We start from the raw sequence: 22,302 nt of genomic DNA, 5'->3' as shown, positions 1-22,302 counted from the left end.
TATGCCAGACATATGCTCAAACTGAGTATAGACAATGGTCGCACTTGCCCAGCCTGCCCTCGCCGAAACCAGCCTCGCCGGGGGCCCCCTTGCGGGAAATGCCCTCTCGGAGGCCTTCGCCCGCACCACCGCGCTCTATGAGCGGGTCCGGCGGGTGGTGCCGCCCGCCGACTGGGCCTTCTTCGCCGAAGATGCCGAAGCCATCCTGCGCCTGAAGCGCGAGCGCAACGCGGTGATCCTGGCGCACAATTACCAGACGCCGGAAATCTTCCACTGCGTCGCCGACATCGTGGGCGACAGCCTGGCGCTGGCCCGCGAGGCCATGCGGGTGGATGCGGACGTGATCGTGCTCGCCGGCGTCTATTTCATGGCGGAGACCGCCAAGCTGCTCAATCCCAGCAAGACCGTGCTGATCCCGGACCAGGGCGCCGGCTGCTCGCTGGCCGATTCCATCACGGCGCAGGACGTGCGCCTCATGCGGCAGGCCTACCCCGGCCTGCCGGTCATCGCCTATGTGAACACCTCGGCCGCCGTAAAGGCGGAGGTGGACGTGTGCTGCACCTCGGGCAATGCGGCGCGCATCGTGAGAAGCTTCGGCGTGCCGAAGGTGATCATGCTGCCCGACCAGTATCTGGCCAAGAACGTGGCGGCCGAGACCGGCATCGAGATCATCTCCTGGGCCGGCCAGTGCGAGGTGCACGAGCGCTTCACCGCGCAGGACGTGCGCGAGCTGCGCATCGCCAATCCCGGCGTCACCGTTCTGGTGCACCCGGAATGCCCGCCGGACGTGGTGGCGGAGGCCGATTTCGCCGGCTCCACCGCCGCCATGAGCGATTATGTGGGGCAGAAGCGCCCGCCCCGCGTGGTGCTGCTCACCGAATGCTCCATGAGCGACAATGTCGCCGTGAACTATCCGGACATCGACTTCGTGCGACCCTGCAATCTCTGCCCGCACATGAAGAAGATCACCCTTGCCAACATCCGCAAGGCGCTGGAAGGCAATTTGCACGAAGTGACCATCGCGGCGGACGTGGCGGATCGCGCCCGCGCCTCGGTGGAGCGGATGCTGGCGCTGTGACCGGCTTCGAGCGGCTGGAGGGCCGCCCCGTCATCGTCGGCGGTGGCATCGCCGGGCTTGCCGCCGCCCTCTTCCTCGCGCCCGAGCCGGTGGTGCTGGTCACCCGCGCCCCCCTCGGCGCGGACGGCTCCAGCCCGCTGGCCCAGGGCGGCATGGCCGCCAGCGTCGGCACCGACGACGACGCCGACCTCCACCTCGCCGACACGCTGATGGCCGGCGACGGCCTGTGCGATCCCGAGGTCGCCCGCCGCATCCTCGCCGATGGCCCTGCCGCCGTGGCGGAGCTGGAACGTCTCGGCGTCGCCTTCGACCGGGCCGCCGACGGCAGCCTCGCCCTCGGCCTTGAGGCCGCCCACAGCCGGCGCCGCATCGTCCATGCGGACGGCGACGCCACCGGCCGCGCGCTGGTGCAGGCCCTCACCATCGCCGCCCGCGCCTGCCCGTCCATCACCGTGGTGGAGGCCGAAGCCCGGCGCATCCTGATGGAGGATGGCGCGGTGGCCGGCCTGTTGGTGGCCGGCCGCGACGGCGGCGCCGTGCTGCGCACCCGCCGCCTCATCCTGGCGACGGGGGGCGTGGGCGCCCTGTTCGAGCACACCACCAATCCCGCCTCCTCCTTCGGCATGGGCCTCGCGCTGGCCGCCGAGGCCGGGGCGGAGCTGGCGGACCTCGAATTCGTGCAGTTCCACCCCACCGCGCTCGCCACCTCGGCCCGCCCGCTCTCCCTCATCAGCGAGGCGGTGCGCGGCGAAGGCGCCCTCATCGTGGATCGCGCCGGCCGCCGCGTGCTGGAAGCCGTGCCGGGCGCCGAGCTCGCCCCGCGCGACGTGGTCGCCCGCGCCGTGTGGCAGGAGCTGGTTGCGGGGCGCGAGGTGTTCCTCGATGCCCGTGCCAGCCTCGGCGCGCGCTTTGCCACACGCTTTCCCTCGGTCGCCGCCGGCTGCCGGGCGGCGGGCATCGATCCGGCCACCGACCTCGTGCCGATCCGCCCGGCGGCGCACTACCACATGGGCGGCATCGGCGTGGATGCGGACGGCCGCAGCTCCGTTCCCGGCCTGTGGGCCGCGGGCGAGGTGGCGGCCACCGGCCTCCACGGCGCCAACCGGCTCGCCAGCAATTCGCTTCTGGAGGCGGTGGTCTGCGGCCGCGCGGCGGCCCTGAGCGTGGCCGGAACGCCGGCCCGCGCCCCCGCCCGCCGAATAGCCGTTCATTTGCCGGCGGCGCCGGACGCGACCTCAGTCCGCCCCATCGTCTCGCGCCATCTCGGCGTCACCCGCGATGCCGCCGGCCTTGCCACCGCCATCGCCCGCCTGCTGCCGCTGGCAGAGGGCGCGGGGCCGGCCTGCGCCCCCGCCCGGGTAGGGCTCATGATGGCCGTGTCGGCGCTGGCCCGTGAAGAAAGCCGGGGCGCGCATGCGCGCACGGATTTCCCCGCGCCCGCCGCCGTGGCCCGGCGCTCCCGCACCACCCTTGAGCGCACCCTGGCCGAGGCCCGCCGCCACGCCGCGCCGGCCTTCGCCCTCGCCTCATCCAGCTGACGGATCGTTCCATGCCCCTCGACCCGCTCCCCGAGCTGATGGTGGAGCCCATCGTGCGCGCCGCGCTGCTGGAGGATCTCGGCCGGGCCGGCGACATCACCACCGACGCAGTGGTGCCCCCCGGCCATGAGAGCCGCCTCGTGCTCGCCGCGCGCCAGCCTGGCGTGGTGGCAGGCCTCGATTGCGCCCGCCTCGCCTTCCGCCTGCTGGATGGCGCCGTGCGCTTCACCCCGCGCGTGACGGACGGCACCGCCGTTGAGCCCGGCACGGTGCTGGCACAGGTGGAGGGCTCGTCCCGCGCTCTGCTTACCGGCGAGCGCACCGGGCTGAATCTGGCCTGCCGGCTCTCCGGCATCGCCACCGCAACAGCGGGGCTGGTTGCCGCCATCGCCGGCCACAAGGCGCAGATCGTCTGCACCCGCAAGACCACGCCGGGGCTGCGATCGCTGGAGAAATACGCGGTGCGCGCCGGCGGCGGCGCCAACCATCGCTTCGGCCTCGATGATGCGGTGCTCATCAAGGACAACCATGTGGCCATCGCCGGCTCGGTGCGCGAGGCGGTGAGCCGGGTGCGGGCGCGGGCCGGCCACATGGTGAAGGTGGAGGTGGAGGTGGACACCCTCGCCCAGCTGGAAGAGCTGCTCACCATCGGCGCCGACGCGGTGCTGCTCGACAACATGACGCCTGAGACACTCACCGAGGCCGTGCGTATGGTGGGCGGGCGCATGCTCACCGAGGCCTCCGGCCGGGTGAACCGAGATACCGCGCCGGCCATCGCGGCGGCGGGCGTGGACCTCATCTCCGTGGGCTGGCTGACCCACAGCGCCCCCATCCTCGACATCGGCCTCGACTGGGTGGGGTGAGCGCGCCCCAAACGAAAACGGCCGGGCGAGAGCCCGGCCGTTCCGTATCAACAGGCTGAGAAAACCCTCAGGCCATCACTTTCACGCCGCCTTGGGCCAGTGGCGCACATCCACGAAGTGGCCGGCGATGGCCGCAGCCGCAGCCATGGCGGGCGACACCAGGTGGGTGCGGCCCTTGAAGCCCTGACGGCCCTCGAAATTGCGGTTCGAGGTGGAGGCGCAGCGCTCTTCCGGAGCGAGGCGGTCGGCGTTCATGGCAAGGCACATGGAGCAGCCCGGCTCGCGCCACTCGAAGCCGGCGGCGAGGAAGATCTTGTCGAGGCCTTCCGCCTCGGCCTGCTCCTTCACGAGGCCCGAGCCCGGCACCACCATGGCGTTCACGTTCGCATTCACCGTGTGGCCGGCGACGATGGCGGCGGCCTGCCGCAGATCCTCGATGCGGCCATTGGTGCACGAGCCGATGAACACGCGGTCGAGCGTGATGTCGGTGATCTTGGTGCCGGCGGTGAGGCCCATATAGCCCAGCGCGCGGATCTTGGCGGCACGCTTGCCCTCGTCGGAGATGAGGGCCGGATCAGGCACGAGGCCCTCCACCGAGATCACGTCCTCGGGGCTGGTGCCCCAGGAGACGATGGGCGGCAGGTTGGCGCCGTCGAGCTGGATCTCGGCATCGAAATGGGCACCCGCGTCGGTGCGCAGGGTCTGCCAGAAGCGCAGCGCGGCATCCCAGTCGGCGCCCTTGGGCGACTTGGGCCGGTCCTTCAGATAGGCGAAGGCCTTCTCGTCAGGGGCCACGAGGCCGGCGCGGGCGCCGCCCTCGATGGACATGTTGCACACCGTCATCCGCCCTTCCATGGACAGGGAGGTGATGGCGTCGCCCGCATATTCGATGACATAGCCGGTGCCGCCGGCGGTGCCGATGGTGCCGATGATGGCGAGCACCACGTCCTTGGCGCCGACGCCCTCGGGCAGCGGCCCGGAGACGGTGACGCGCATGTTCTTCGCCTTCTTCTGGATCAGCGTCTGGGTGGCGAGCACATGCTCCACCTCGGACGTGCCGATGCCATGGGCGAGCGCCCCGAAGGCGCCGTGGGTGGAGGTGTGGCTGTCGCCGCAGACGATGGTGGTGCCGGGCAGGGTGAAGCCCTGCTCGGGGCCCACCACATGGACCACGCCCTGGCGCTTGTCGAAGCCGTCATAATATTCGACGCCGAACTCGCGGGTATTCTCCGCGAGCGCGGCGATCTGCGCGACGCTCTCCGGGTCCGGGTTCGGCAGGGTGCGGTCGGTGGTGGGGACGTTGTGGTCCACCACAGCCAGCGTCTTGTGCGGCGCGCGCACGGTGCGCCCGGTCATGCGCAGGCCCTCGAAGGCCTGGGGGCTGGTCACCTCATGGACCAGGTGGCGGTCGATGTAGAGGAGGCAGGTGCCGTCCTCCTGCCGCGCCACCACGTGGTCGTCGAAGATCTTGTCATAGAGGGTGCGGGGGCCGTTCGCGGGTGCGGTCATGGCTACGTCTTACGTCCTGTCCTGAGGAGAGGCCGGCGCGCGCGATGGGCGGCCGGGCCGGTATCTGGAATGCGGGCTGTCTCGACAACGAGACTTGAATGCGCGTCAGCCGCGAAGCTGGGCCGAGGCCGCCGTGGTGAAGCGGCCGAAGAAGCGACCCGGCAGGCGGACATGATCCGGCACCGCCGCAAACTCCATGGTCGTGCGCGCGAACGGCCCGGCGGCGCAAAGGGCCACCCGGCTCAGGATCGAAAGAGGCGCACAGGCATGATGCATGGGCGGTTTGTAGCAGTTCCATCGAGCCGCGACAATCCGGCGCGCGAGACTGTGAAAACGTCTCCGGCTGGCTTTTTCCCTTGCCCGCCCGCCGCCGGGACGCGAGGAAGAAGACGCCCGGAACCAGCCCAGCATGGGGACCCGCGTGAGCTTCCTTAAGACCTTCGAATTGTGGTCGTTCCTTGATTCCGTCCTGAGCCTTGGCGCCGCCTTCGTGCTCGGCACGCTCATCGGCGCGGAGCGGCAGTACCGCCAGCGCACCGCCGGCCTGCGCACCAACGTGCTGGTGGCGGTGGGCGCCGCCGCCTTCGTGGACCTTGCCGCGCGCATCGCCGGCAATCAGGAGGCCATGCGCGTGGTGGCCAACGTGGTCACCGGCGTCGGCTTCCTCGGCGCCGGCGTCATCATGAAGGAAGGCCTCAACGTGCGCGGCCTCAACACCGCCGCCACCCTGTGGTGCTCGGCGGCGGTGGGCTGCTTCACCGGGGCGGACATGCTGGCCGAGGCCATGCTGCTGACCTTCATCATCATCGCCGGCAACACCCTGCTGCGCCCGGTGGCCAACTTCATCGACCGCATCCCGCTGGACGAGCGTCGTTCGGAAGTGAGCTACGAGGTCCGCGTGACGGTGGACACCGACGCCATCCCCGACCTGCGCGAGAAGCTCATCGAGCTGCTGGAACAGGCGAAATATCCGGTGAGTGACGTGGAAGAGGGTCCCGCCGCCGACGATACGTCCCTGCTGGTGGCCAAGCTCGTGAGCACGGCGGTGGAGCCCGCCGAGCTGGACGCAGTCACCGACCGCCTCGCCGCCTTGCCCGGCGTGCGCCACGCCACCTGGGAGAGCACCACGGAGGAGTGAGGCCGAAGGCCCTTGAGCTTGACTCATGGGTCTTCGGCCAAGCCCGCGCGGCGCCTGAGCGTGACCCACTTGGCTTCGGTCGAAGACCGGGGCCGATGGTATGAATCCCTCACACCCCCGACAAATGATGCAGGACGATGCCGCTGGTGGTCGCGACGTTCAGGCTGTCGAAGCCGGCCGCCATGGGAATGGCGACGGTCCGCGTCATGGCCATCACCGCGTCCTGCAGGCCCGGCCCCTCGGTGCCGAACAGGGCCGCCACGCGCGGCGGCCGGACCAGCCGCGATAGAGGCTCCCGCCCGGCAGGCGACAGCGCCACCACCTCGAAGCCGCGCGCCTTCAGCAACTCCACGGCCGCCGCCCCATCCGCCACCCGCGCGAACGGCACCACCAGGCTTGCCCCCACCGACACCCGGATCGCCTTGCGGTAGAGCGGATCGCAGCAGGCGGCATCGATCAGCACCGCATCGGCGCCGAAGGCCGCCGCATTACGGAAGATGCCGCCCATATTGTCGTGATTGGTGAGGCCGAGGGCCGCCACCACCAGCGCCCGCTCCCCCAGTCGCTCCAGCAACGCCGCAGGCTCCGGCAGCGGCCGCGCCGCCCCGAGCGCGAGGATGCCGCGATGGATGGGAAAGCCCACCACCTGGTCCATCACCTTCTGCCCCGCCACATAGACGGGCACGTCCTGCGGCAGGGCGGCGATGACATCTCCGAGCCGCTGCGCCTGCGCTTCGGACAGGAGCAGCGCGCGCAGGCGGTGGCTGTCCGCTCCGCCGAGACGGGACACGAGGAGGCGCAGCACCACCTCCCCCTCGGCCATGAAGGCGCCCTGCCGGCCCACGAGGTCGCGCTCGCGCACGTCCCGGAAATCCGCGATGCGCGGATCGTCGGCCTCAGCAATCGGAAGGATCATAGGGGCCGGCGCTTCACCGGCACCGGCGGGGCTGTGGTGGCGCGCACCACCAGCTTGGGGGGCATCTCCACCCGTTCCACCGGGCGCGACGGATCGGCGATGCGCTTCAGGGCGAGGTCGGCGGCGGCCCGGCCATATTCGGGGATGAAGGTGTGCACCGAGGTCAGCCCCGGATGCCAGACCTTGGCCTCGCCGATATCGTCATAGCCCACCAGCGAGAAGTCGCGGCCCACCGTGAGCCCGGCTGCCTGCAGCTCCATGAGGGCACCGAAGGCGGAGAGGTCGTTGAAGCTGACGGCGGCGGTGGGCGGCTCCTCCAGCGCCAGCAGTCGCGCCAGCTGGCGGCGGCCTTCTTCCCGCAGGCCCGGCCCTTCCATCACCAGGGTGGGATCGAAGGTGAGGCCGGCGGCGGCGAGACCCGCCTTATATCCGGCGAGGCGCTTGCGGCCGGTGGAGATGGCGCCGAAGCCGCCCAGCATGCCGATGCGGGTATGGCCCAGCTCCACCAGATGGGCGACGCCCAGCGCCACCCCGGTCACATCGTCCGAGCCGGCGAAATCGAAACCGGAGCCCTCGATCTCCCGCGTCACCTGCACCACGGCGATGCCGGTGGAGGCGAGCGCCTTCAGGTCCGCGACCGTGGAATAAGCGGCGGGCGAGACCAGGAAGGCGTCGGGGCGATATTCGGCAAGGGTCCCCAGGGTGCGGGTCTGGCGCGCCACATCCTCCTGGCTGACGCCCAGCAGCACGGTCTTGCCGGCAGCGGTCAGCGCCTCCTCCACCGCCGCGAGCAGCTCGGTGAAGGAGGGGTTGACGATGTCGTGCAGGCCCAGCGCCACGATGTTGGTGCGCGCCGTACGCAGGGCCGCGGCGCCGCGATTGGCCACATAGCCACGGGCGCGGGCCACTTCCTGCACCTTGAGGCGCGTCGCCTCCGCCACCATGGGGCTGTCGCGCAGGGCGAGCGAAATGGTGGCAGTGGACAATCCAAGCTCGCGGGCGAGGCCCTGGAGCGTCACCTTGCCGATGGAAGCGGGCAGCTGGCCGGCTGGGGCCTGAGCGGGGATATTGTCATCCATGGGCCTTCCCTATAACCGGATCTGTCGCGTCTCGCGCCGTCCTTTCGTTCATGTTAAACGATTTAACGGCAACGACCAATGGTAATTGGCACGGGGACGACCGACATGACCGAGGATACGACCAAGGCGCGGGTGGGCTTCATCGGCGTGGGCCTGATGGGGCACGGGATGGCGAAGAACATCCTCGCCAGGGGTTTTCCGCTTGCAGTGCTGGGCCATCGCAACCGGGCGCCGGTGGAAGACCTCGTCGGGCGCGGCGCCACCGAGGTGAAGTCCGCCGCCGAGCTGGCGCAGGTGAGCGACATCATCGTCCTGTGCGTCACCGGCGCGCCGCAGGTGGAAGCGGTGCTGCGCAGGGAAAACGGCATCCTCTCCACCGCGAGGTCCGGCCTCCATATCATCGATACCTCCACCTCCGAGCCCACCCTCACCATGGCGCTGGCGGCGGAGCTGGAGGCGCGCGGCATCTTCTTCTGCGATTCGCCCCTCGGCGGCACGCCGGTGCAGGCGGACGAAGGCACGCTCTCGGCCATGGTGGGTGCCCACGACGCCGCCTTCGCGGTGATCGAGCCGGTGGTGGCGGCCTATGCGAACCGCATCGTGCGGGTGGGCGCGCCGGGGGCGGGGCACACCATGAAGCTGCTCAACAACTTCCTGTCGCTGGGCTATGGCGCCATCTATGCGGAAGCGCTGGCGCTGGCCGCCAAGGCGGGGGTGACGCCGCAGGTGTTCGACGCGGTGATCCGCGGCGGGCGCATGGATTGCGGCTTCTACCGCACCTTCATGGGCTATGCGCTGGACGGCGACGTGAACGCCCACCGCTTCACCATCACCAACGCGCACAAAGACATGCGCTATGTGACCAACCTCGCCACCAACACCGGCGCGGCGGCCTTCATCAGCGCCACGGTGAAAAACCTCTACGCCACCGCCGAGGGGCTGGGGAACGGCGAGAAGAACGTGCCATTGCTGGTGGACGTGGTGGCGCAGATGAACGGGGTCAAGAAAAGCTGAACCCGCCCCGGAGCACGTGACGATCCGCCATGACGCGGTCGGTACGTGCTCCGGCGGGCTGTGTGGGCAGTGTTCCGGCTCGGGGCTCAGGCCGCGTTCTTGATCGCCAGACCGTCTTCGTAGGACACTTCCTTGTAGTCGGAAGGCGAGGAATACTTCAGGCCCACATCGGCCAGCGCGTCGAGCTTGGCGGCGGTATCGTACTTCTTCAGCTTGATCTTATCCACGTAGAACGTGTCGATCAGCTCGTTGTAGACCGACGTTCCATCGATGAAGATGGCGAAGATCTTCACATCGCCGAACTGGATCGACAGGCGATTGCCCTGGGGCAGGTCCGCAATATAGATCAGATACTTGCCATCGGCATTGAAGGCCGAGCCGAAGGTCTCGACCAGCTTGGGCAGGGATTCGAACTCGGCGATGGAGCCGGCGAGGAAGCCGATGGCCGGCTGGCCGTCTTCGGACACGGCGAAGACCTCCTTCAGGAGGGTCTCCGGGCCGTCATAGGAGATTTCGCCGCGAAAGCCGAAGCGGCCGGCCACGTGGGTGTCGGCATTCAGGCTGGGCTTCAGCAGCCGGCCCTCGGTTTCGAGCTTGGCAAACGGCGTATCTGCAATGGCAGTCATAAGGATTGGTCCTTTATGGAGGTCGGGGGTGGAGGTCGTCGTGGGCTTGCCTTCGGTGCGCTCGCCCGCGGCGGCAGGGAGTGCCGCGCGGACCGCACCGTCGCGGTCTGCCGCGCCCGAAGGGCGCGACCTCTGGTCGGCGGGCCGTGGGGCCCGCGTCAATCGCCCGTGATCAGGACCTCGGGGACCTCGTTGGGGTCCTCAATGTCTAGTCCGTCTTCTTCGGCCAGCTCGACATCCACCAGGCACACGTCGCCATCGTCGATGACGAGCTTGATGGGCGTCAGCGCCTTGCCCTGGCAGGGGCCGATGAAGCAATGGCCGGTGTCGAAATCAAACTTCGCCCCGTGCCGGCCGCACGTGAGGAAGTTGCCCTCCCGGTCGAGAAACTCCCCCGGCACCAGGTCCAGGCGCGTGCCCTCGTGGGGGCAGGCATTCTCGTAGCCGTAATAATTTTTGGACTGGCGGGCGATGAGGATGGGCCACCTCTTGACGGCGCCATTCTCGTCCAGCCGCGCCAGCACGAAGCCGCGCGCGTCGCCGTCATCGACCTCATAGGTGGCACATACGGCGAAAAGCTCACTCATGGACCGCGCCTTCCCCGGACGTACTAGGCGCCCCCCTTGGCGGGAAGCAGACATGGACCAAACCCATGCAAGATCGACGCCACGGGGAATTGTCGGGTTTCGGCGGCCATCCGAAGGCGCGGGAACAAGCCGAGCCGCCGCAAGCTCCGTGGCTTCCAACCCGCTTCCCCTTCACCCCGCCTTAACCCCTGCCAGCCACACTCCTGCCTGTTCGTAAGCGTTGCGTAGGGTTGCGTCATGCGTAGTGTGGCCAAGGGGGCAGCCGGACGGACGGCGCGCCAGTTGGGCGTTTGTCCGGAGTATGCCGAGCCTGCCCCCTTGGCGGCCCCGCGGGCCGCGAACGCGGTCGGTTCGGCCCCGCGGGTCGTCGATGTGCCCGCGGCGGCACCCCGTGCCGCGCGCGCCATGTCTTCGGCGAAGCGGATGCGGGACGCGGCCGGCGCCGCGCCGGGCGACCTGCCCCTCGACCAGATCCTCCTCGGCGACAGCATCCAGATGATGGCCGGCCTGCCCGCCGGCAGCGTGGACCTCGTGTTCGCCGATCCGCCCTACAATCTCCAGCTCGGCGGCGAGCTGAAGCGGCCCGACGAGAGCCTCGTCGATGCCGTGGACGACGACTGGGACCGCTTCGACAGCTTCGCCACCTATGATGCCTTCACCCGCGCCTGGCTTCTGGCCGCGCGGCGGGCGCTGAAGCCGAACGGCACGCTGTTCGTCATCGGCTCCTATCACAACATCTTCCGCGTCGGCGCCATGATGCAGGATCTGGGCTTCTGGATCCTCAACGACATCGTGTGGCGCAAGGCCAACCCCATGCCCAACTTCCGGGGTAGGCGCTTCACCAATGCCCACGAGACACTGATCTGGGCCGCCCGCAGCGCGGATGCCAAATACACCTTCAATTACGAGGCGCTGAAAGCCGGCAACGACGACGTGCAGGTGCGCTCGGACTGGCTGTTTCCCCTCTGCACCGGCCAGGAGCGGCTGAAGGACGGGGCGGGCAAGAAGCTGCACCCCACCCAGAAGCCCGAGGCCCTGCTCGCCCGCGTCCTGCTCTCGGCGACGAAGCCCGGCGACGTGGTGCTCGACCCCTTCTTCGGCTCCGGCACCACCGGCGCTGTGGCGAAGCGCCTGCGCCGCTCCTTTATCGGCATCGAGCGGGAGGAGGCCTATGCGCAGGCCGCGCGCGCCCGCATCGACGCGGTGGAGCCGCTGCCGGAAGATGCCCTCGTCGCCCCGCCCAGCGCGCGGGAAGCCCCGCGCGTCGCCTTCTCGGTGCTGGTGGAGCGCGGGCTGGTGACGCCCGGCGCCGAGCTGACCGACGCCAAGGGCCGCTTCCGCGCTGTGGTGCGGGCCGATGGCACATTGGCACTGGCCGGCGGGCAGAATGTGGGTTCCATCCACCGCGTCGGCGCGCTGGCGCAGGGGGCGGAAGCCTGCAACGGCTGGACCTTCTGGCACGTGGAAGAACAGGGCCGCCGCCATCCCATCGACACCCTGCGCGCTCGCCTCAGGGCCGAGATGGGCATCGCGGCGGAATAGGCCAGCCGGGACGCTCCACTTACGCACGCCGGTGACGCCCGCCTATCCCGGCCGCAGCATCCCCTCTTCAAAGCCCGGCCACGGATGCCAGATGGACCTCCCCGGTCAAGCCGGGGATGACGGTGGTTCGGGGGATGACAGCGGCTGTCCTCTACTCGATCCCCCCGTGGGCCAGCACCTTGCGCATGAGCGAGGGCAGCGCCTCCCGCCCGAAGCCCTCCGGCCGCACCCAGCGATGGCCCTCCGGGGCCGGCGTGGCAGCGGGCAGGTCGGCGCGGAGCACCTTCAGCGTCAGCGCAAAATGGGTGAAGACGTGCTCCACCACCCCCGGCACAGCGCGCCAGCGGGTCGGGAAGGGGGCGTGATCCTCGGCGCGCGCCGGCGCCTTCGCCCCCGCCCGGCTGTCCCAGGGGGTGGAGGGCACTTCCGTCATCTTCGCCAGAAGGCCCTTGTCCGGCCGGGTGCGCAGCAGCACCGCGCCATCCGCCCGCACGGCGAGGAAGGCGGTGCCCTCGCGCCGGGGCTTGTCGCCCTTGGGCGCCTTCACCGGATAGCGGGCGGCATCGCCCTCGGCCCGCGCCGCGCACGGCTCCATCCAGGGGCAGAGCGAGCAGGCGGGGGATTTCGGCGTGCAGATGGTGGCGCCGAGATCCATCATGGCCTGGGCGAAATCCCCTGGCCGATCCGGCGGCGTCAGCGCGGCGGCTCGGGCCTTGATGGCGGGTTTCGCCCCCGGCAACGGCTCGCCGATGGCATAGAGGCGGGAGATGACGCGCTCGATATTGCCGTCCACCGGGCTTGCCGGCCGGTCGAAGGCGATGGCGGCGATGGCGGCGGCCGTGTAGGGGCCGATGCCGGGAAGATCCAGCAGCGCCGCCTCGGCATCCGGAAACGCTCCGCCGTGGCGGTCCACCACCGCCTTGGCGCAGGCGTGCAGATTGCGGGCGCGGGCGTAATAGCCGAGCCCCGCCCAGGCGGATAGCACCTCCTCCAGCGGCGCGTCGGCGAGATGCGACACGCTGGGCCAGCGGGCCAGGAAGGCGCCGAAATACGGCCCCACCGCCTTCACCGTGGTCTGCTGCAGCATGATCTCGGAGAGGAACACATGGTAGGGATCGGCCCGCCGCCCCGGCTCGGCCCGCCAGGGCAGGCGGCGGCGGTGACGGTCGTACCAGGCGAGCAGCGCGGCAGGATCAGGTCCGCCGGGGGCCGATGGCACGGGCGCGGCGACAGGTGCGCTGGAGCTTGTTGCGTCCGGACTGGCTGCGGCATGGGCCGAGGCCCTCGCGGTCGCTCTCGCAGCGGCGCGCGCTGCGGCTCTCGCGGCGGCTCTTGCCGTGGCTCTTGCGGCGGGGGAGGATGTCATGCGGCCAAGGTGGCCGCGCCGGCGCCGCAGGACAAGGGGTGCCGCGCCCTCTTCCCCATTCAGAGACGCCCCGTGTCGAACCCGCCCCGCACGCTCCGCCGCCACTCCGGCCCCCGGCCGCTCGCCGACTTCGTCGCGCCGAGCATCTCGGACCTGTGCGGCAAGGCGGGCTTCTCGGTGGTGGAGGTGGTGACCCACTGGGACGAGATCGTGGGGCCGGACCTTGCCCCGCGCTGCATGCCCGTGCGCCTGCAATGGCCCAAGGAGGACGGCGCCGCCGCAACCCTCGTGGTGCGGGTGGAAGGGGCCTATGCCATCGAGCTGCAATATGCGGCCGGCGTGGTGGTGGAGCGCATCAATGCCTATTTCGGCTGGCGCTGCGTGGGGCGCCTCGCCTTGCGCCAGGGGCCGGTGCCCCAGCGCCACGCCCGCCAGCTTCCGCCGCCCAAGCCCGAGCCGGCGACCATCGCCGCCGTGCGCGGGGAAATTGGCGCCTTCGAGGACGAGGCGCTGGCCGCCTCCCTCGCCCGCCTCGGTGCGCTGGTGCGGCGCGAGCGCGGGCACGGCTGAACCGCTTTCGGCGGGCCTGCGGCGGCACTGAACAAGCTGTGATCAGCGCAAGGTTTGCCGCCATACGGGCGACATGTTAGAGCGCCATGGATTCCACCGGCGGGGTGCCCTGCCCCGCTCCTACCCGTGCTTTGCGCTCAATAGCTTCGGCGATATGGCGCATCCGGCTCCCGCCCGCGCGGGACCGCCGGATCCGACGCCGGACCTTTCGGAGATGTCCATGATTCTCGATCGCCGCCGCTTCCTGGCCGGAGCCGGACTTGCCGCCCTCGCCGCCGGCCTGGGCCTCGGCCTCACCGTGCCGTTCGAGCCGGCCGCCGCGCAGACCGTCGAGCAGGCCAAGCTAATGGCCCCCGCCGCGAGCCCCCTGCCGGAGAAGGCGATCGGCAGCGCCACGGCGCCGGTGACGGTGGTGGAATACGCCTCGGCGACCTGCAGCCACTGCGCCGCCTTCCACACCACCACCTTCCCGGAGCTGAAGACGAAGTATATCGACACCGGCAAGGTGCGCTTCATCTTCCGCGAATTCCCGTTCGAGCCGGTGGCCACCGCCGCTTTCATGCTGGCCCGCTGCATGCCGGACGACAAATATTTCCCCATGGTCTCGACCCTGTTCGAGACGCAGAAGGCCTGGGCCTACAGCCAGGATCCGGCGGCCGGTCTTCTGGCCGTGGCCAAGCAGGCGGGCATGAGCCAGGCCGATTTCGAGAAGTGCCTCACCGACCAGACCCTGGGCGAGAAGGTGCAGGAAAGCGCCCTCTACGCCAACAAGGAGCTGGGCGTGAACGCGACCCCCACCTTCTTCATCAACGGCAAGAAGATCTCCGGCGCCCTCGGCATCGCCGAGTGGGACAAGGAACTGGCCCCGCTCCTCGCCGGCAAGTGAGACAGGGCCGCGCATCTCACGGGGCATGATGCTCCCCCTCTCCCGCCCGAACTCGGCTGTTGCCGAGTTCAGTTCCCAAGAACTGAAGTCGGAAACATCCGGCTTCAGTGCGGGGGAGGGTTGGGGAGGCGGCAGGCCCTCTCCCCTTGTACCGATAGCGCTAAGGCAAAGCACCGTTGCCCCACCCTGCCCTCCCCCGCAAACGGGAGAGGGTTTCCAGCGTGACTGGTCGATGCTCCGGAGCACGGCGGACCGTCGAAGTACCCGCCCTCACGCCGCCTTCAGCTTCTTCTCCACATAGCGGCTTTCCTGGGTGCGCCCGCCGTAGCCGTAGGCGTCGGCCTTCACCTCGCGCACCAGGATGTAGCTCTCCGGATCGAGGTCCGGCAGCAGGGCGCCCATGGCGGCGAACACGGCTTCCAGATAGGCCGCCTTCTCGTCCTTGGTGTTGGTGCCGTCCACCACCTGGATGTCGAGGGCGAAGGACGAGGCCGTCTTCGCCGCCAGCGACGCGCCACCCACGAACCACTGCTCCCGCGGCACGAAGGAAATCGCGACCGCCGTCACCTTCGGGTCCTTGTGCAGGATGCGGGCGGTGAGATCGGACAGGGTGGCCGCGACCGTGGCGGCTAGCGCGGCATCCGGCGTGCCGGACAGCTTCACATCAAGAAGGGGCATAAGAGTCTCCATCGGGTTGATGGCGTCACCCTACGCCGCGCCTTCGCATGAGAAAATTTGAATTCTAAAATCCGAGAAATCGGATATTCTCATATCATGATCCGCAACCTCGATCTCGATCTCCTGCGCAGCTTCGCGGCGGTGGCCGATCTGGGCTCCATCTCGGCGGCCGCGCGCAAGGTGGGGCGCAGCCAGTCGGCCGTGAGCCTGCAGATGGACCGGCTGGCCGAATCCCTCGGCTTCCAGGTGCTGGAGCGGCGCGGCCGTGCGGTCTCCCCCACCCCGCGCGGCGGCGCCTTCCTGGAGGATGCCCGCCGCCTGCTCGACCTCAACGACCGGGTGCTCACTCAGCACGTCCACGGCGCCTTCGCCCAGCCGCTGCGGCTCGGCTTCGTGCAGGACGTGGGCGAAGACGTGATGAAGCGCATCCTCTATCGCCTCGCGGCCAGCTTTCCCCAGGCCCCCATCACGGTGCGCGTGTGCACCACCGTCACCATGCTGGACAAGCTGAAGGCGGAGGACCTCGACATCGCGGTGGGCCTGCGCAACGAGAGCGACCTGCCCACCACCCTGCTGCTGCGCGAACCCATGGTGTGGATCGCCGCCCGCCACCTGCGCCTCGACCGGGAGGCCCCGGTGCCGCTGGTGTTGTTCGAGAACCCCTGCATCTGCCGCAGCGCCGCCATCTCGGCGCTTAATGCGGCGGGGCGGGCCTTCCGCATCGCCTTCACCAGCCCCAGCCTGCCAGGGCTGATGGCGGCTGTGGGCGCGGGCATCGGCGTCACCGTGCGCTCGCCGCGCGCGCTGAGGCCCGACCTCGCGGTGGTGGCCGACCTCGATCGCGCCAGCCTGCCGGACATGGAATTCGTGCTCTATGGCCGCCCCGGCAGCCGCCCGCCGGCCCTCGCCAAGGTGGAGGAGATCCTGCTGGAGGAGCTGCGCCGCGAGCATCCGCTCTACGCCGTGGCGTGACGCCGGCTGGACATCGCCGGGGGGAGACCCCACCTTTTCCCCATCGTTGACGGCCCGGGGGGTCTGCCCCTTTTCCGCCCCGGGGGAGATTGCCGCACCATGTCCGCCCCTTTCCCCTTCGACAATTCCTACGCCCGCGACCTGCCGGGCTTCTATGCCCCCGCCACGCCCACCCCGGTGACCGCGCCCGGCCTCGTGAAGGTCAACGCCCCCCTCGCGGAGGAGCTGGGCCTCGACCCCGAAGCGCTGGCTACCCCTCACGCGGTGGAGATGTTCGCCGGCCAGCACGTGCCGGAAGGCGCCGACCCCATCGCGCTGGCTTATGCCGGCCACCAGTTCGGCCAGTTCACGCCCCAGCTCGGCGACGGGCGGGCGATCCTTTTGGGCGAGGTGGTGGACCGCGCCGGCCGGCGCCGCGACATCCAGCTGAAGGGCTCGGGCCCCACACCCTTCTCCCGCCGCGGCGACGGGCGGGCGGCGCTGGGTCCGGTGCTGCGCGAATATATCGTCAGCGAGGCCATGGCGGCGCTGGGCATCCCCACCACGCGGGCGCTGGCAGCAGTGACCACCGGCGAGCCGGTGCTGCGCGACCGCCCACTGCCGGGCGCCGTGCTGGCGCGGGTGGCGGCGAGCCATATCCGCATCGGCACCTTCCAGTTCTTCGCCGCCCGCAAGGCCACCGACGCGGTGCGCCAGCTGGCCGACTACACCATCGCCAGGCATTATCCGGAGCTGGCCGGCACCCCCGAACCCTATCTGGCGCTGCTGAACGGCGTCATCGGCCGGCAGGCGGCGCTGGTGGCGCGCTGGCTTCTGGTGGGCTTCATCCACGGGGTGATGAACACGGACAACATGTCGGTCTCCGGCGAGACCATCGATTACGGCCCCTGCGCCTTCATGGACGCCTACGATCCGGAAACGGTGTTCTCCTCCATCGACCAGATGGGCCGCTACGCCTATGGCAACCAGCCGGATATCGCCCACTGGAACCTGGCGCGCCTCGCCGAATGCCTGATCCCGCTGCTGGGCGAGGACAAGGAGGCCGCCGTCGCCGCGGCCAACGGCGCCTTGAAGGACTTCCCGGCGCGCTTCAGGGCGGCGTACCATTCCGGCCTCGTCGCCAAGATCGGTCTCGCCGGGCCGGACGGGGTGGCGAGCGAGGAGGACACCACCCTCGCTTTGGAGCTGCTGTCGGTGATGGCCGCGTCCAAGGCCGACTTCACCCTCACTTTCCGCCGGCTCGGCGCGCTGGCGGAGGATGCAGACGCGGGTGGGCCGGTGCGCGACCTGTTCCTCGACCGGGAGGCCTTCGACGCCTGGACCACCCGCTGGCGCGAGCGCCTCGCCGCCACCGGGCGCGACGGCGCGGCGACCCGCGCGGCCATGGACCGCGTCAATCCCCTCTTCATCCCGCGCAACCATCTGGTGGAACAGGTGATCGCGTTGGCGACGGAGGGCGATTTCGCGCCGTTCGAGACGCTGAATACGGTGCTGGCACACCCCTTCGAGGAGCAGCCGGCGTTTGCCGCCTATGCCGGCCTGCCGCCGTCCATGGAGGGCTACCAGACCTTCTGCGGGACGTGAGGGACCGGTTGAAATCAAGACCGGTATTACCGCGACCACCCCCGTCATGCCCGGCCTTGTCCTGGGCGTCCACCCCGAACTGCCTGGAATAGCATGCGAAAACTGTTCCCAGCCTTCCCGCGTGGATGGCCGGGACAGGCCCGGCCATGACGGTCCTGAAGCATCGGAGGGGGCCGGGAGCACCCGTCCAAGCAAACTTTCAAGCGGCGGCGGTTCACCCCTGTCGGCCGGGGCACGAGAGCGAGCTGATCGAGCCGACCAGCCAAACGAAAAGGGCGCGGCCGAAGCCGCGCCCTCTCGCACACTTAGAGACGAACAGACTTCCTCAGAAGTCCATGCCGCCCATGCCACCCATGCCGCCGCCGGGCATGGCGGGCATGCCGCTGTCGCGCTTGGGCAGCTCGGCCACGAGGGCTTCGGTGGTGACGATCAGGGCGGCGATGGAGGCCGCGTCCTGCAGGGCGGTGCGCACCACCTTCGCCGGATCGACGATGCCGGCGACGATCATGTCCACATATTCCTCGCTCTGGGCATTGAAGCCAAAGTTCGGATCGTTGGACTCCTGCACCTTGCCCACCACGATGGAGCCTTCCACGCCGGAATTCTCGGCGATCTGGCGGATGGGGGCCTCAAGGGCGCGCAGGACGATCTTGATGCCGGCGGTGATGTCGGGGTTCTCCGAAGTCACCAGCTCGACCGCCTTCTTGGCGCGCAGCAGGGCCACGCCGCCGCCGGGGACGATGCCTTCTTCCACCGCAGCGCGGGTGGCGTTCAGCGCGTCGTCCACGCGGTCCTTCTTCTCCTTGACTTCCACTTCCGTGGAGCCGCCGACGCGGATCACCGCGACGCCGCCCGCGAGCTTGGCCAGGCGCTCCTGGAGCTTCTCGCGGTCGTAGTCCGAGGAGGTTTCCTCGATCTGCGCCTTGATCTGGTTCACGCGGGCCTCGATGTCGGCCTTCTCGCCGACGCCGTCCACGATGGTGGTCTTCTCCTTCTCGAGAATCACCTTCTTGGCGCGGCCGAGCTGGGCGATGGTCACGTTCTCGAGCTTGATGCCGAGATCTTCCGAGATCACCGTGCCGCCGGTGAGGATGGCGATATCCTCCAGCATGGCCTTGCGGCGATCACCGAAGCCGGGAGCCTTCACCGCCGCGACCTTCAGGCCGCCACGCAGCTTGTTGACCACCAGGGTGGCCAGCGCCTCGCCTTCCACGTCCTCGGCCACGATGACCAGCGGACGGCCGGTCTGCACCACGGCTTCGAGCACGGGCAGGATCGGCTGCAGGCCGGAGAGCTTCTTCTCGAAGATGAGGAGATAGGGCTCTTCCAGATCGGCGATCATCTTCTCCGCATTGGTGATGAAATAGGGAGAGAGATAGCCGCGGTCGAACTGCATGCCTTCGACCACTTCGAGCTCGGTCTCGGCGGTCTTGGCTTCCTCGACGGTGATGACGCCTTCATTGCCCACGCGCTGCATGGCGCCGGCGATCATCTCGCCGATGGAGGCATCGCCGTTGGCGGAGATGGTGCCGACCTGCGCGACTTCGGCGGAGGAGGAGACCTTCTTGGCGCGGGCGCGGATGTCGGCGATGGCGGCGGCCACGGCGAGGTCGATGCCGCGCTTCAGGTCCATGGGGTTCATGCCGGCGGCGACCGACTTGGCGCCCTCCTTCACGATGGCCTGGGCCAGCACGGTGGCGGTGGTGGTGCCGTCGCCGGCGAGGTCGTTGGTCTTGGAGGCGACCTCACGCACCAGCTGGGCGCCGAGGTTCTCGAACCGGTCTTCCAGCTCGATCTCCTTGGCGACGGTGACGCCGTCCTTGGTGATGCGCGGGGCGCCGAACGACTTCTCGATCACCACGTTGCGGCCCTTGGGGCCGAGGGTGACCTTCACCGCGTTGGCGAGGATGTCGACGCCGCGCAGCAGCTTTTCACGAGCGTCGCCGGAGAACTTTACGTCTTTGGCAGCCATTACGGCCTCCTAAATTCTGGGATTATGGGGTGCGTTCAGGCCGCCATCACCTGGCATCACTTGGCGAAACCCGCACGCGGCAGCGACACTCAACCAGCAACACCACTCACTTGGTGATGACGCCGAGGATGTCGCTCTCCTTCATGATGAGAAGGTCCTGGCCGTCGATCTTCACTTCGGTGCCGGACCACTTGCCGAACAGCACCCGGTCGCCCGCCTTCACGTCGAGGGGAACCAGCTTGCCGGCCTCGTCGCGCGCACCGGCGCCCACCGCGATCACCTCGCCCTCCTGGGGCTTTTCCTTGGCGGTGTCGGGGATGATGATGCCGCCGGCGGTCTTCTGCTCGGCTTCGATGCGCTTGACCACGACGCGGTCGTGCAGGGGACGGAAGGACATTGTTTTTACCTCTCCGAGGGACGCGAGCCTCTGGCCCGCCGGTTCTGGCACTCTCCAAGGTGGAGTGCCAAGCTCGCAGCGGAGATAAGCGGGCCACCCCGCCCCGTCAAGGCGCGCTGCAGCATGAGATCCGACCGGCTGCCCCAAAGGACAGCTAGGAAAGCCGTAACCCACATGGTCTAGCTTTGCGGCACACTGGCGCCGAACCTTCGCGATTCGCGGGGCGCGGCGGCATCGACGCGGGCGGCGCCAGCCGGTATGGTCGGTGCAACCGGCTGGTATGGCGGGCGATCGGACAACGGATCCCAGGCGGCGGGAGGCCTCGGAAATCACATGACGAAGATGTTTGCGGGATCGAAGTCGCATGTGGGCGCCACGCGGCGCGCCGGCCTGCTGGGCGTTGCCATAACCGGACTGGCGCTGACCCTCGCCGGCTGCGCGAGCGGCCCCACTGAGCCGCCGCCCCCGGCCCGCCCGCAATTCACCAGCCCGATCCCGCCCGACCGCCTGGTGGGCCGCTGGGGCCTGGCCGCCTATCACCGTCCCGACGACGCCACCCGGACAGAGAACCAGGCGCGGGCCCAGTGCTCCAACCCCTATGTCATCACCGCCGGCACCAATGGCGGCGTCATGATGTATCTCGCCGACGACAACAAGCTGACCGAAGTGGTGTCGAAGCAGGTGGCCGGCGGCCCAACCTATATCGGCCCCCCCGATGACCCGGCGGGCGGCGAGCGCGACCGGCAGGTGGTGCGCTTCGACGGCAACGTGCTGGTGCTGAAGTGGCTCGACCCCGAGGTCGCCCGCCGGTACGGCACCATGGTCTACGTGCGCTGCTCCTGAGCCGCACGCCTGATCCGGCCGGCCTTGAGCCGGCCGTTTCCCCTTCAGCCCTTCCCTGCCGCGCTGGAGCGCAAAAGCCGGTTCAGCGCCGATAGGCGCTGAGCAGGGACGAGCCGCGGTTGGTGGGGTCGAACACGTGCAGCCCCATCTCTTCGGCGAGGTCGCGGAAGGCCGAGATGCCGCGCACCGAATTGCCCTTGGCGTCCAGGCGCGGCGAATAGGTGCCGATGCCCAATTGGCGGTTCACCACGCCGAGGATGCCGCCGCCCACTCCGCTTTTCGCCGGCACGCCCACGTCGAAGGCCCAGTTGCCGGCAAAATCATACATGCCGCAGGTGAACATCACCGACAGGGTGTTGCGCACCGCCTCCACCGCGAACGCGGCGCTGCCGGTGAGCGGATTTTCACCGATATTGGCCAGCGTCGCCCCCATCACCGCAAGATCCGTGGCGGTGACGAGGATGGAGCACTGGCGGAAATAAAGGTCGACCGCGTCGTCCACATCGGCGCCGAGCGCGCCCGCGCATTTCAGCAGATGGGCGATGCCGCGGTTGCGGTGGCCGGTTAGCGCCTCGGAGCGGAACACGGTCTCGTCCATCACCAGCCGGCGGCCGGCGGCGGCGGAGAAGCGATCCAGCACCACCTCGAACGCCTCCGCCCCGAACGCTTCCGAAAGAAGGCCGGACACGGTGATGGCCCCGGCATTCACCATGGGATTGAAGGGGCGGTTGGACAGCGCATCGAAGACGATGGCGTTGAAGGCATCGCCGGACGGCTCGACGCCCACATGGGCGAGCACCTTGTCCCGGCCCAGCGCCTCCAGCGCCAGGCAATAGGCCAGCGCCTTGGAAATGGACTGGATGGTGAAGGGCAGATCCACGTCGCCCACGCCCACCACCTCGCCGGAGACCGAGGCCATTGCGATGCCGAAACGGTCGGGATCGGCCTTGGCGAGTTCGGGAATGTAATCGGCAAGCGCGCCTGAGGCGTCGTGGCGGGTGCGCTCGAAGCTATGCTCCAGCACACCCTTGAGCCCGTACACCCGCTCGTTCTCCGGGATCGATGACACGTCCGGCATTCCTTCCCGCCCCGCCGATCGGCCGGATCAGGTCCGATTCGGCTTGTGCCTGAATATCATGCAAGA

22 protein-coding genes are annotated in these 22,302 nt (G+C 69.3%); 11 read left to right on the top strand and 11 right to left on the bottom strand.

Features of this window, described 5'->3' with window-relative positions:
- Positions 1 to 34: 34 nt before the first annotated feature.
- From nadA to nadC, 3 genes are read left to right on the top strand one after another with little or no spacing between them, the layout of a single operon-like run.
- Positions 35 to 1,078, top strand: coding sequence for a quinolinate synthase NadA (gene nadA / locus V5F66_RS01195; protein ID WP_394093033.1), 1,044 nt, complete (start codon positions 35 to 37; stop codon positions 1,076 to 1,078).
- Positions 1,075 to 2,616 carry an L-aspartate oxidase gene (locus V5F66_RS01190; protein WP_394093032.1) on the top strand — a complete coding sequence of 514 codons (1,542 nt, stop codon included), beginning with the start codon at positions 1,075 to 1,077 and terminating at the stop codon, positions 2,614 to 2,616. The genes nadA and V5F66_RS01190 overlap by 4 nt, the downstream gene beginning before the upstream one ends.
- A gap of 11 nt (positions 2,617 to 2,627) precedes the next feature.
- Positions 2,628 to 3,479: a carboxylating nicotinate-nucleotide diphosphorylase gene (gene nadC / locus V5F66_RS01185; protein WP_394093031.1), complete on the top strand. Its 852-nt coding sequence runs from the start codon at positions 2,628 to 2,630 to the stop codon at positions 3,477 to 3,479.
- A gap of 81 nt (positions 3,480 to 3,560) precedes the next feature.
- On the opposite strand, the gene leuC is transcribed toward nadC, so the two are convergent.
- Together leuC and V5F66_RS01175 are read right to left on the bottom strand one after the other, a co-directional pair.
- Positions 3,561 to 4,988 (bottom strand): 3-isopropylmalate dehydratase large subunit, encoded by a 1,428-nt coding sequence (gene leuC, locus V5F66_RS01180; RefSeq protein WP_394093030.1) that lies wholly within the window; start codon positions 4,986 to 4,988, stop codon positions 3,561 to 3,563.
- Positions 4,989 to 5,093: 105 nt separating this feature from the next.
- A complete protein-coding gene (locus V5F66_RS01175; protein ID WP_394093029.1) occupies positions 5,094 to 5,399 on the bottom strand; it encodes a hypothetical protein in 306 nt (101 codons plus the stop codon).
- 10 nt (positions 5,400 to 5,409) lie between these two features.
- Between V5F66_RS01175 and V5F66_RS01170 the strand changes: the two genes are divergently transcribed.
- The gene (locus tag V5F66_RS01170) at positions 5,410 to 6,126 is read left to right on the top strand and encodes an MgtC/SapB family protein (protein WP_012113199.1); all 717 of its coding nucleotides are present in this window, start codon (positions 5,410 to 5,412) and stop codon (positions 6,124 to 6,126) included.
- 109 nt (positions 6,127 to 6,235) lie between these two features.
- Here the strand turns inward: V5F66_RS01170 and V5F66_RS01165 are convergent, their stop codons facing one another.
- Both V5F66_RS01165 and V5F66_RS01160 read right to left on the bottom strand, forming a co-directional pair.
- Entirely contained in the window at positions 6,236 to 7,042 is an 807-nt protein-coding gene (locus tag V5F66_RS01165; RefSeq protein WP_394093028.1) for a TrmH family RNA methyltransferase, read from the bottom strand.
- Complete coding sequence (locus tag V5F66_RS01160; RefSeq protein WP_394093027.1) at positions 7,039 to 8,121, bottom strand: LacI family DNA-binding transcriptional regulator; 1,083 nt, start codon at positions 8,119 to 8,121, stop codon at positions 7,039 to 7,041. The genes V5F66_RS01165 and V5F66_RS01160 overlap by 4 nt, the downstream gene beginning before the upstream one ends.
- Before the next feature lie 105 nt (positions 8,122 to 8,226).
- On the opposite strand from V5F66_RS01160, the gene V5F66_RS01155 reads away from it, so the two are divergent.
- Entirely contained in the window at positions 8,227 to 9,135 is a 909-nt protein-coding gene (locus V5F66_RS01155; RefSeq protein ID WP_394093026.1) for an NAD(P)-dependent oxidoreductase, read from the top strand.
- Positions 9,136 to 9,221: 86 nt separating this feature from the next.
- On the opposite strand, the gene V5F66_RS01150 is transcribed toward V5F66_RS01155, so the two are convergent.
- Together V5F66_RS01150 and V5F66_RS01145 are read right to left on the bottom strand one after the other, a co-directional pair.
- Complete coding sequence (locus V5F66_RS01150) at positions 9,222 to 9,761, bottom strand: hypothetical protein (protein ID WP_012113195.1); 540 nt, start codon at positions 9,759 to 9,761, stop codon at positions 9,222 to 9,224.
- Between the two features lie 158 nt (positions 9,762 to 9,919).
- On the bottom strand, positions 9,920 to 10,348 hold the full coding sequence (locus V5F66_RS01145) for a Rieske (2Fe-2S) protein (protein ID WP_012113194.1): 429 nt from the start codon (positions 10,346 to 10,348) through the stop codon (positions 9,920 to 9,922).
- A 423-nt stretch (positions 10,349 to 10,771) separates the two neighbouring features.
- Here V5F66_RS01145 and V5F66_RS01140 point away from each other — a divergent pair, with 423 nt between their 5' ends.
- Positions 10,772 to 11,890, top strand: a complete 1,119-nt coding sequence (locus V5F66_RS01140) for a site-specific DNA-methyltransferase (RefSeq protein ID WP_394050294.1) — start codon at positions 10,772 to 10,774, stop codon at positions 11,888 to 11,890.
- Between the two features lie 151 nt (positions 11,891 to 12,041).
- On the opposite strand, the gene mutY is transcribed toward V5F66_RS01140, so the two are convergent.
- Positions 12,042 to 13,109 (bottom strand): A/G-specific adenine glycosylase, encoded by a 1,068-nt coding sequence (mutY, locus tag V5F66_RS01135; RefSeq protein ID WP_394050296.1) that lies wholly within the window; start codon positions 13,107 to 13,109, stop codon positions 12,042 to 12,044.
- A 219-nt stretch (positions 13,110 to 13,328) separates the two neighbouring features.
- Between mutY and V5F66_RS01130 the strand changes: the two genes are divergently transcribed.
- Together V5F66_RS01130 and V5F66_RS01125 are read left to right on the top strand one after the other, a co-directional pair.
- Positions 13,329 to 13,826, top strand: coding sequence for a DUF721 domain-containing protein (locus tag V5F66_RS01130; protein WP_394000819.1), 498 nt, complete (start codon positions 13,329 to 13,331; stop codon positions 13,824 to 13,826).
- Positions 13,827 to 14,046: 220 nt separating this feature from the next.
- Positions 14,047 to 14,712, top strand: coding sequence for a DsbA family protein (locus tag V5F66_RS01125; protein ID WP_041575214.1), 666 nt, complete (start codon positions 14,047 to 14,049; stop codon positions 14,710 to 14,712).
- Positions 14,713 to 14,982: 270 nt separating this feature from the next.
- Here V5F66_RS01125 and V5F66_RS01120 read toward each other — a convergent pair whose 3' ends face one another.
- Positions 14,983 to 15,390, bottom strand: a complete 408-nt coding sequence (locus V5F66_RS01120) for a tautomerase family protein (RefSeq protein ID WP_012113189.1) — start codon at positions 15,388 to 15,390, stop codon at positions 14,983 to 14,985.
- Positions 15,391 to 15,486: 96 nt separating this feature from the next.
- Here V5F66_RS01120 and V5F66_RS01115 point away from each other — a divergent pair, with 96 nt between their 5' ends.
- Complete coding sequence (locus tag V5F66_RS01115) at positions 15,487 to 16,362, top strand: LysR substrate-binding domain-containing protein (RefSeq protein ID WP_012113188.1); 876 nt, start codon at positions 15,487 to 15,489, stop codon at positions 16,360 to 16,362.
- 99 nt (positions 16,363 to 16,461) lie between these two features.
- The gene (locus V5F66_RS01110) at positions 16,462 to 17,946 is read left to right on the top strand and encodes a protein adenylyltransferase SelO (protein WP_394093025.1); all 1,485 of its coding nucleotides are present in this window, start codon (positions 16,462 to 16,464) and stop codon (positions 17,944 to 17,946) included.
- A 325-nt stretch (positions 17,947 to 18,271) separates the two neighbouring features.
- Here the strand turns inward: V5F66_RS01110 and groL are convergent, their stop codons facing one another.
- Complete coding sequence (groL, locus tag V5F66_RS01105; RefSeq protein ID WP_394093024.1) at positions 18,272 to 19,918, bottom strand: chaperonin GroEL; 1,647 nt, start codon at positions 19,916 to 19,918, stop codon at positions 18,272 to 18,274.
- 106 nt (positions 19,919 to 20,024) lie between these two features.
- A complete protein-coding gene (gene groES, locus V5F66_RS01100) occupies positions 20,025 to 20,315 on the bottom strand; it encodes a co-chaperone GroES (RefSeq protein ID WP_012113185.1) in 291 nt (96 codons plus the stop codon).
- Between the two features lie 342 nt (positions 20,316 to 20,657).
- On the opposite strand from groES, the gene V5F66_RS01095 reads away from it, so the two are divergent.
- Positions 20,658 to 21,158 carry a hypothetical protein gene (locus V5F66_RS01095; RefSeq protein ID WP_012113184.1) on the top strand — a complete coding sequence of 167 codons (501 nt, stop codon included), beginning with the start codon at positions 20,658 to 20,660 and terminating at the stop codon, positions 21,156 to 21,158.
- A gap of 82 nt (positions 21,159 to 21,240) precedes the next feature.
- Here the strand turns inward: V5F66_RS01095 and glsA are convergent, their stop codons facing one another.
- Complete coding sequence (gene glsA, locus V5F66_RS01090) at positions 21,241 to 22,236, bottom strand: glutaminase A (RefSeq protein ID WP_394006383.1); 996 nt, start codon at positions 22,234 to 22,236, stop codon at positions 21,241 to 21,243.
- Positions 22,237 to 22,302 lie beyond the last annotated feature (66 nt).

Source organism: Xanthobacter versatilis, from assembly GCF_043193975.1.
In the GTDB taxonomy this organism is placed as follows: domain Bacteria; phylum Pseudomonadota; class Alphaproteobacteria; order Rhizobiales; family Xanthobacteraceae; genus Xanthobacter; species Xanthobacter autotrophicus_E.
This window is presented reverse-complemented; position numbering and strand designations above follow the sequence as displayed.

What these genes read in the sequence shown, in the direction of transcription:
- nadA (WP_394093033.1), top strand. Translation starts at nt 35, where the DNA reads ATGGTCGCACTTGCCCAGCCTGCCCTCGCCGAAACCAGCCTCGCCGGG.
- nadC (WP_394093031.1), top strand. Translation starts at nt 2,628, where the DNA reads ATGCCCCTCGACCCGCTCCCCGAGCTGATGGTGGAGCCCATCGTGCGC.
- leuC (WP_394093030.1), bottom strand. Translation starts at nt 4,988, where the DNA reads ATGACCGCACCCGCGAACGGCCCCCGCACCCTCTATGACAAGATCTTC.
- V5F66_RS01175 (WP_394093029.1), bottom strand. Translation starts at nt 5,399, where the DNA reads ATGCTGGGCTGGTTCCGGGCGTCTTCTTCCTCGCGTCCCGGCGGCGGG.
- V5F66_RS01165 (WP_394093028.1), bottom strand. Translation starts at nt 7,042, where the DNA reads ATGATCCTTCCGATTGCTGAGGCCGACGATCCGCGCATCGCGGATTTC.
- V5F66_RS01160 (WP_394093027.1), bottom strand. Translation starts at nt 8,121, where the DNA reads ATGGATGACAATATCCCCGCTCAGGCCCCAGCCGGCCAGCTGCCCGCT.
- V5F66_RS01155 (WP_394093026.1), top strand. Translation starts at nt 8,227, where the DNA reads ATGACCGAGGATACGACCAAGGCGCGGGTGGGCTTCATCGGCGTGGGC.
- V5F66_RS01150 (WP_012113195.1), bottom strand. Translation starts at nt 9,761, where the DNA reads ATGACTGCCATTGCAGATACGCCGTTTGCCAAGCTCGAAACCGAGGGC.
- V5F66_RS01145 (WP_012113194.1), bottom strand. Translation starts at nt 10,348, where the DNA reads ATGAGTGAGCTTTTCGCCGTATGTGCCACCTATGAGGTCGATGACGGC.
- V5F66_RS01140 (WP_394050294.1), top strand. Translation starts at nt 10,772, where the DNA reads ATGCGGGACGCGGCCGGCGCCGCGCCGGGCGACCTGCCCCTCGACCAG.
- V5F66_RS01125 (WP_041575214.1), top strand. Translation starts at nt 14,047, where the DNA reads ATGATTCTCGATCGCCGCCGCTTCCTGGCCGGAGCCGGACTTGCCGCC.
- V5F66_RS01120 (WP_012113189.1), bottom strand. Translation starts at nt 15,390, where the DNA reads ATGCCCCTTCTTGATGTGAAGCTGTCCGGCACGCCGGATGCCGCGCTA.
- V5F66_RS01115 (WP_012113188.1), top strand. Translation starts at nt 15,487, where the DNA reads ATGATCCGCAACCTCGATCTCGATCTCCTGCGCAGCTTCGCGGCGGTG.
- V5F66_RS01110 (WP_394093025.1), top strand. Translation starts at nt 16,462, where the DNA reads ATGTCCGCCCCTTTCCCCTTCGACAATTCCTACGCCCGCGACCTGCCG.
- groL (WP_394093024.1), bottom strand. Translation starts at nt 19,918, where the DNA reads ATGGCTGCCAAAGACGTAAAGTTCTCCGGCGACGCTCGTGAAAAGCTG.
- groES (WP_012113185.1), bottom strand. Translation starts at nt 20,315, where the DNA reads ATGTCCTTCCGTCCCCTGCACGACCGCGTCGTGGTCAAGCGCATCGAA.
- V5F66_RS01095 (WP_012113184.1), top strand. Translation starts at nt 20,658, where the DNA reads ATGTTTGCGGGATCGAAGTCGCATGTGGGCGCCACGCGGCGCGCCGGC.
- glsA (WP_394006383.1), bottom strand. Translation starts at nt 22,236, where the DNA reads ATGCCGGACGTGTCATCGATCCCGGAGAACGAGCGGGTGTACGGGCTC.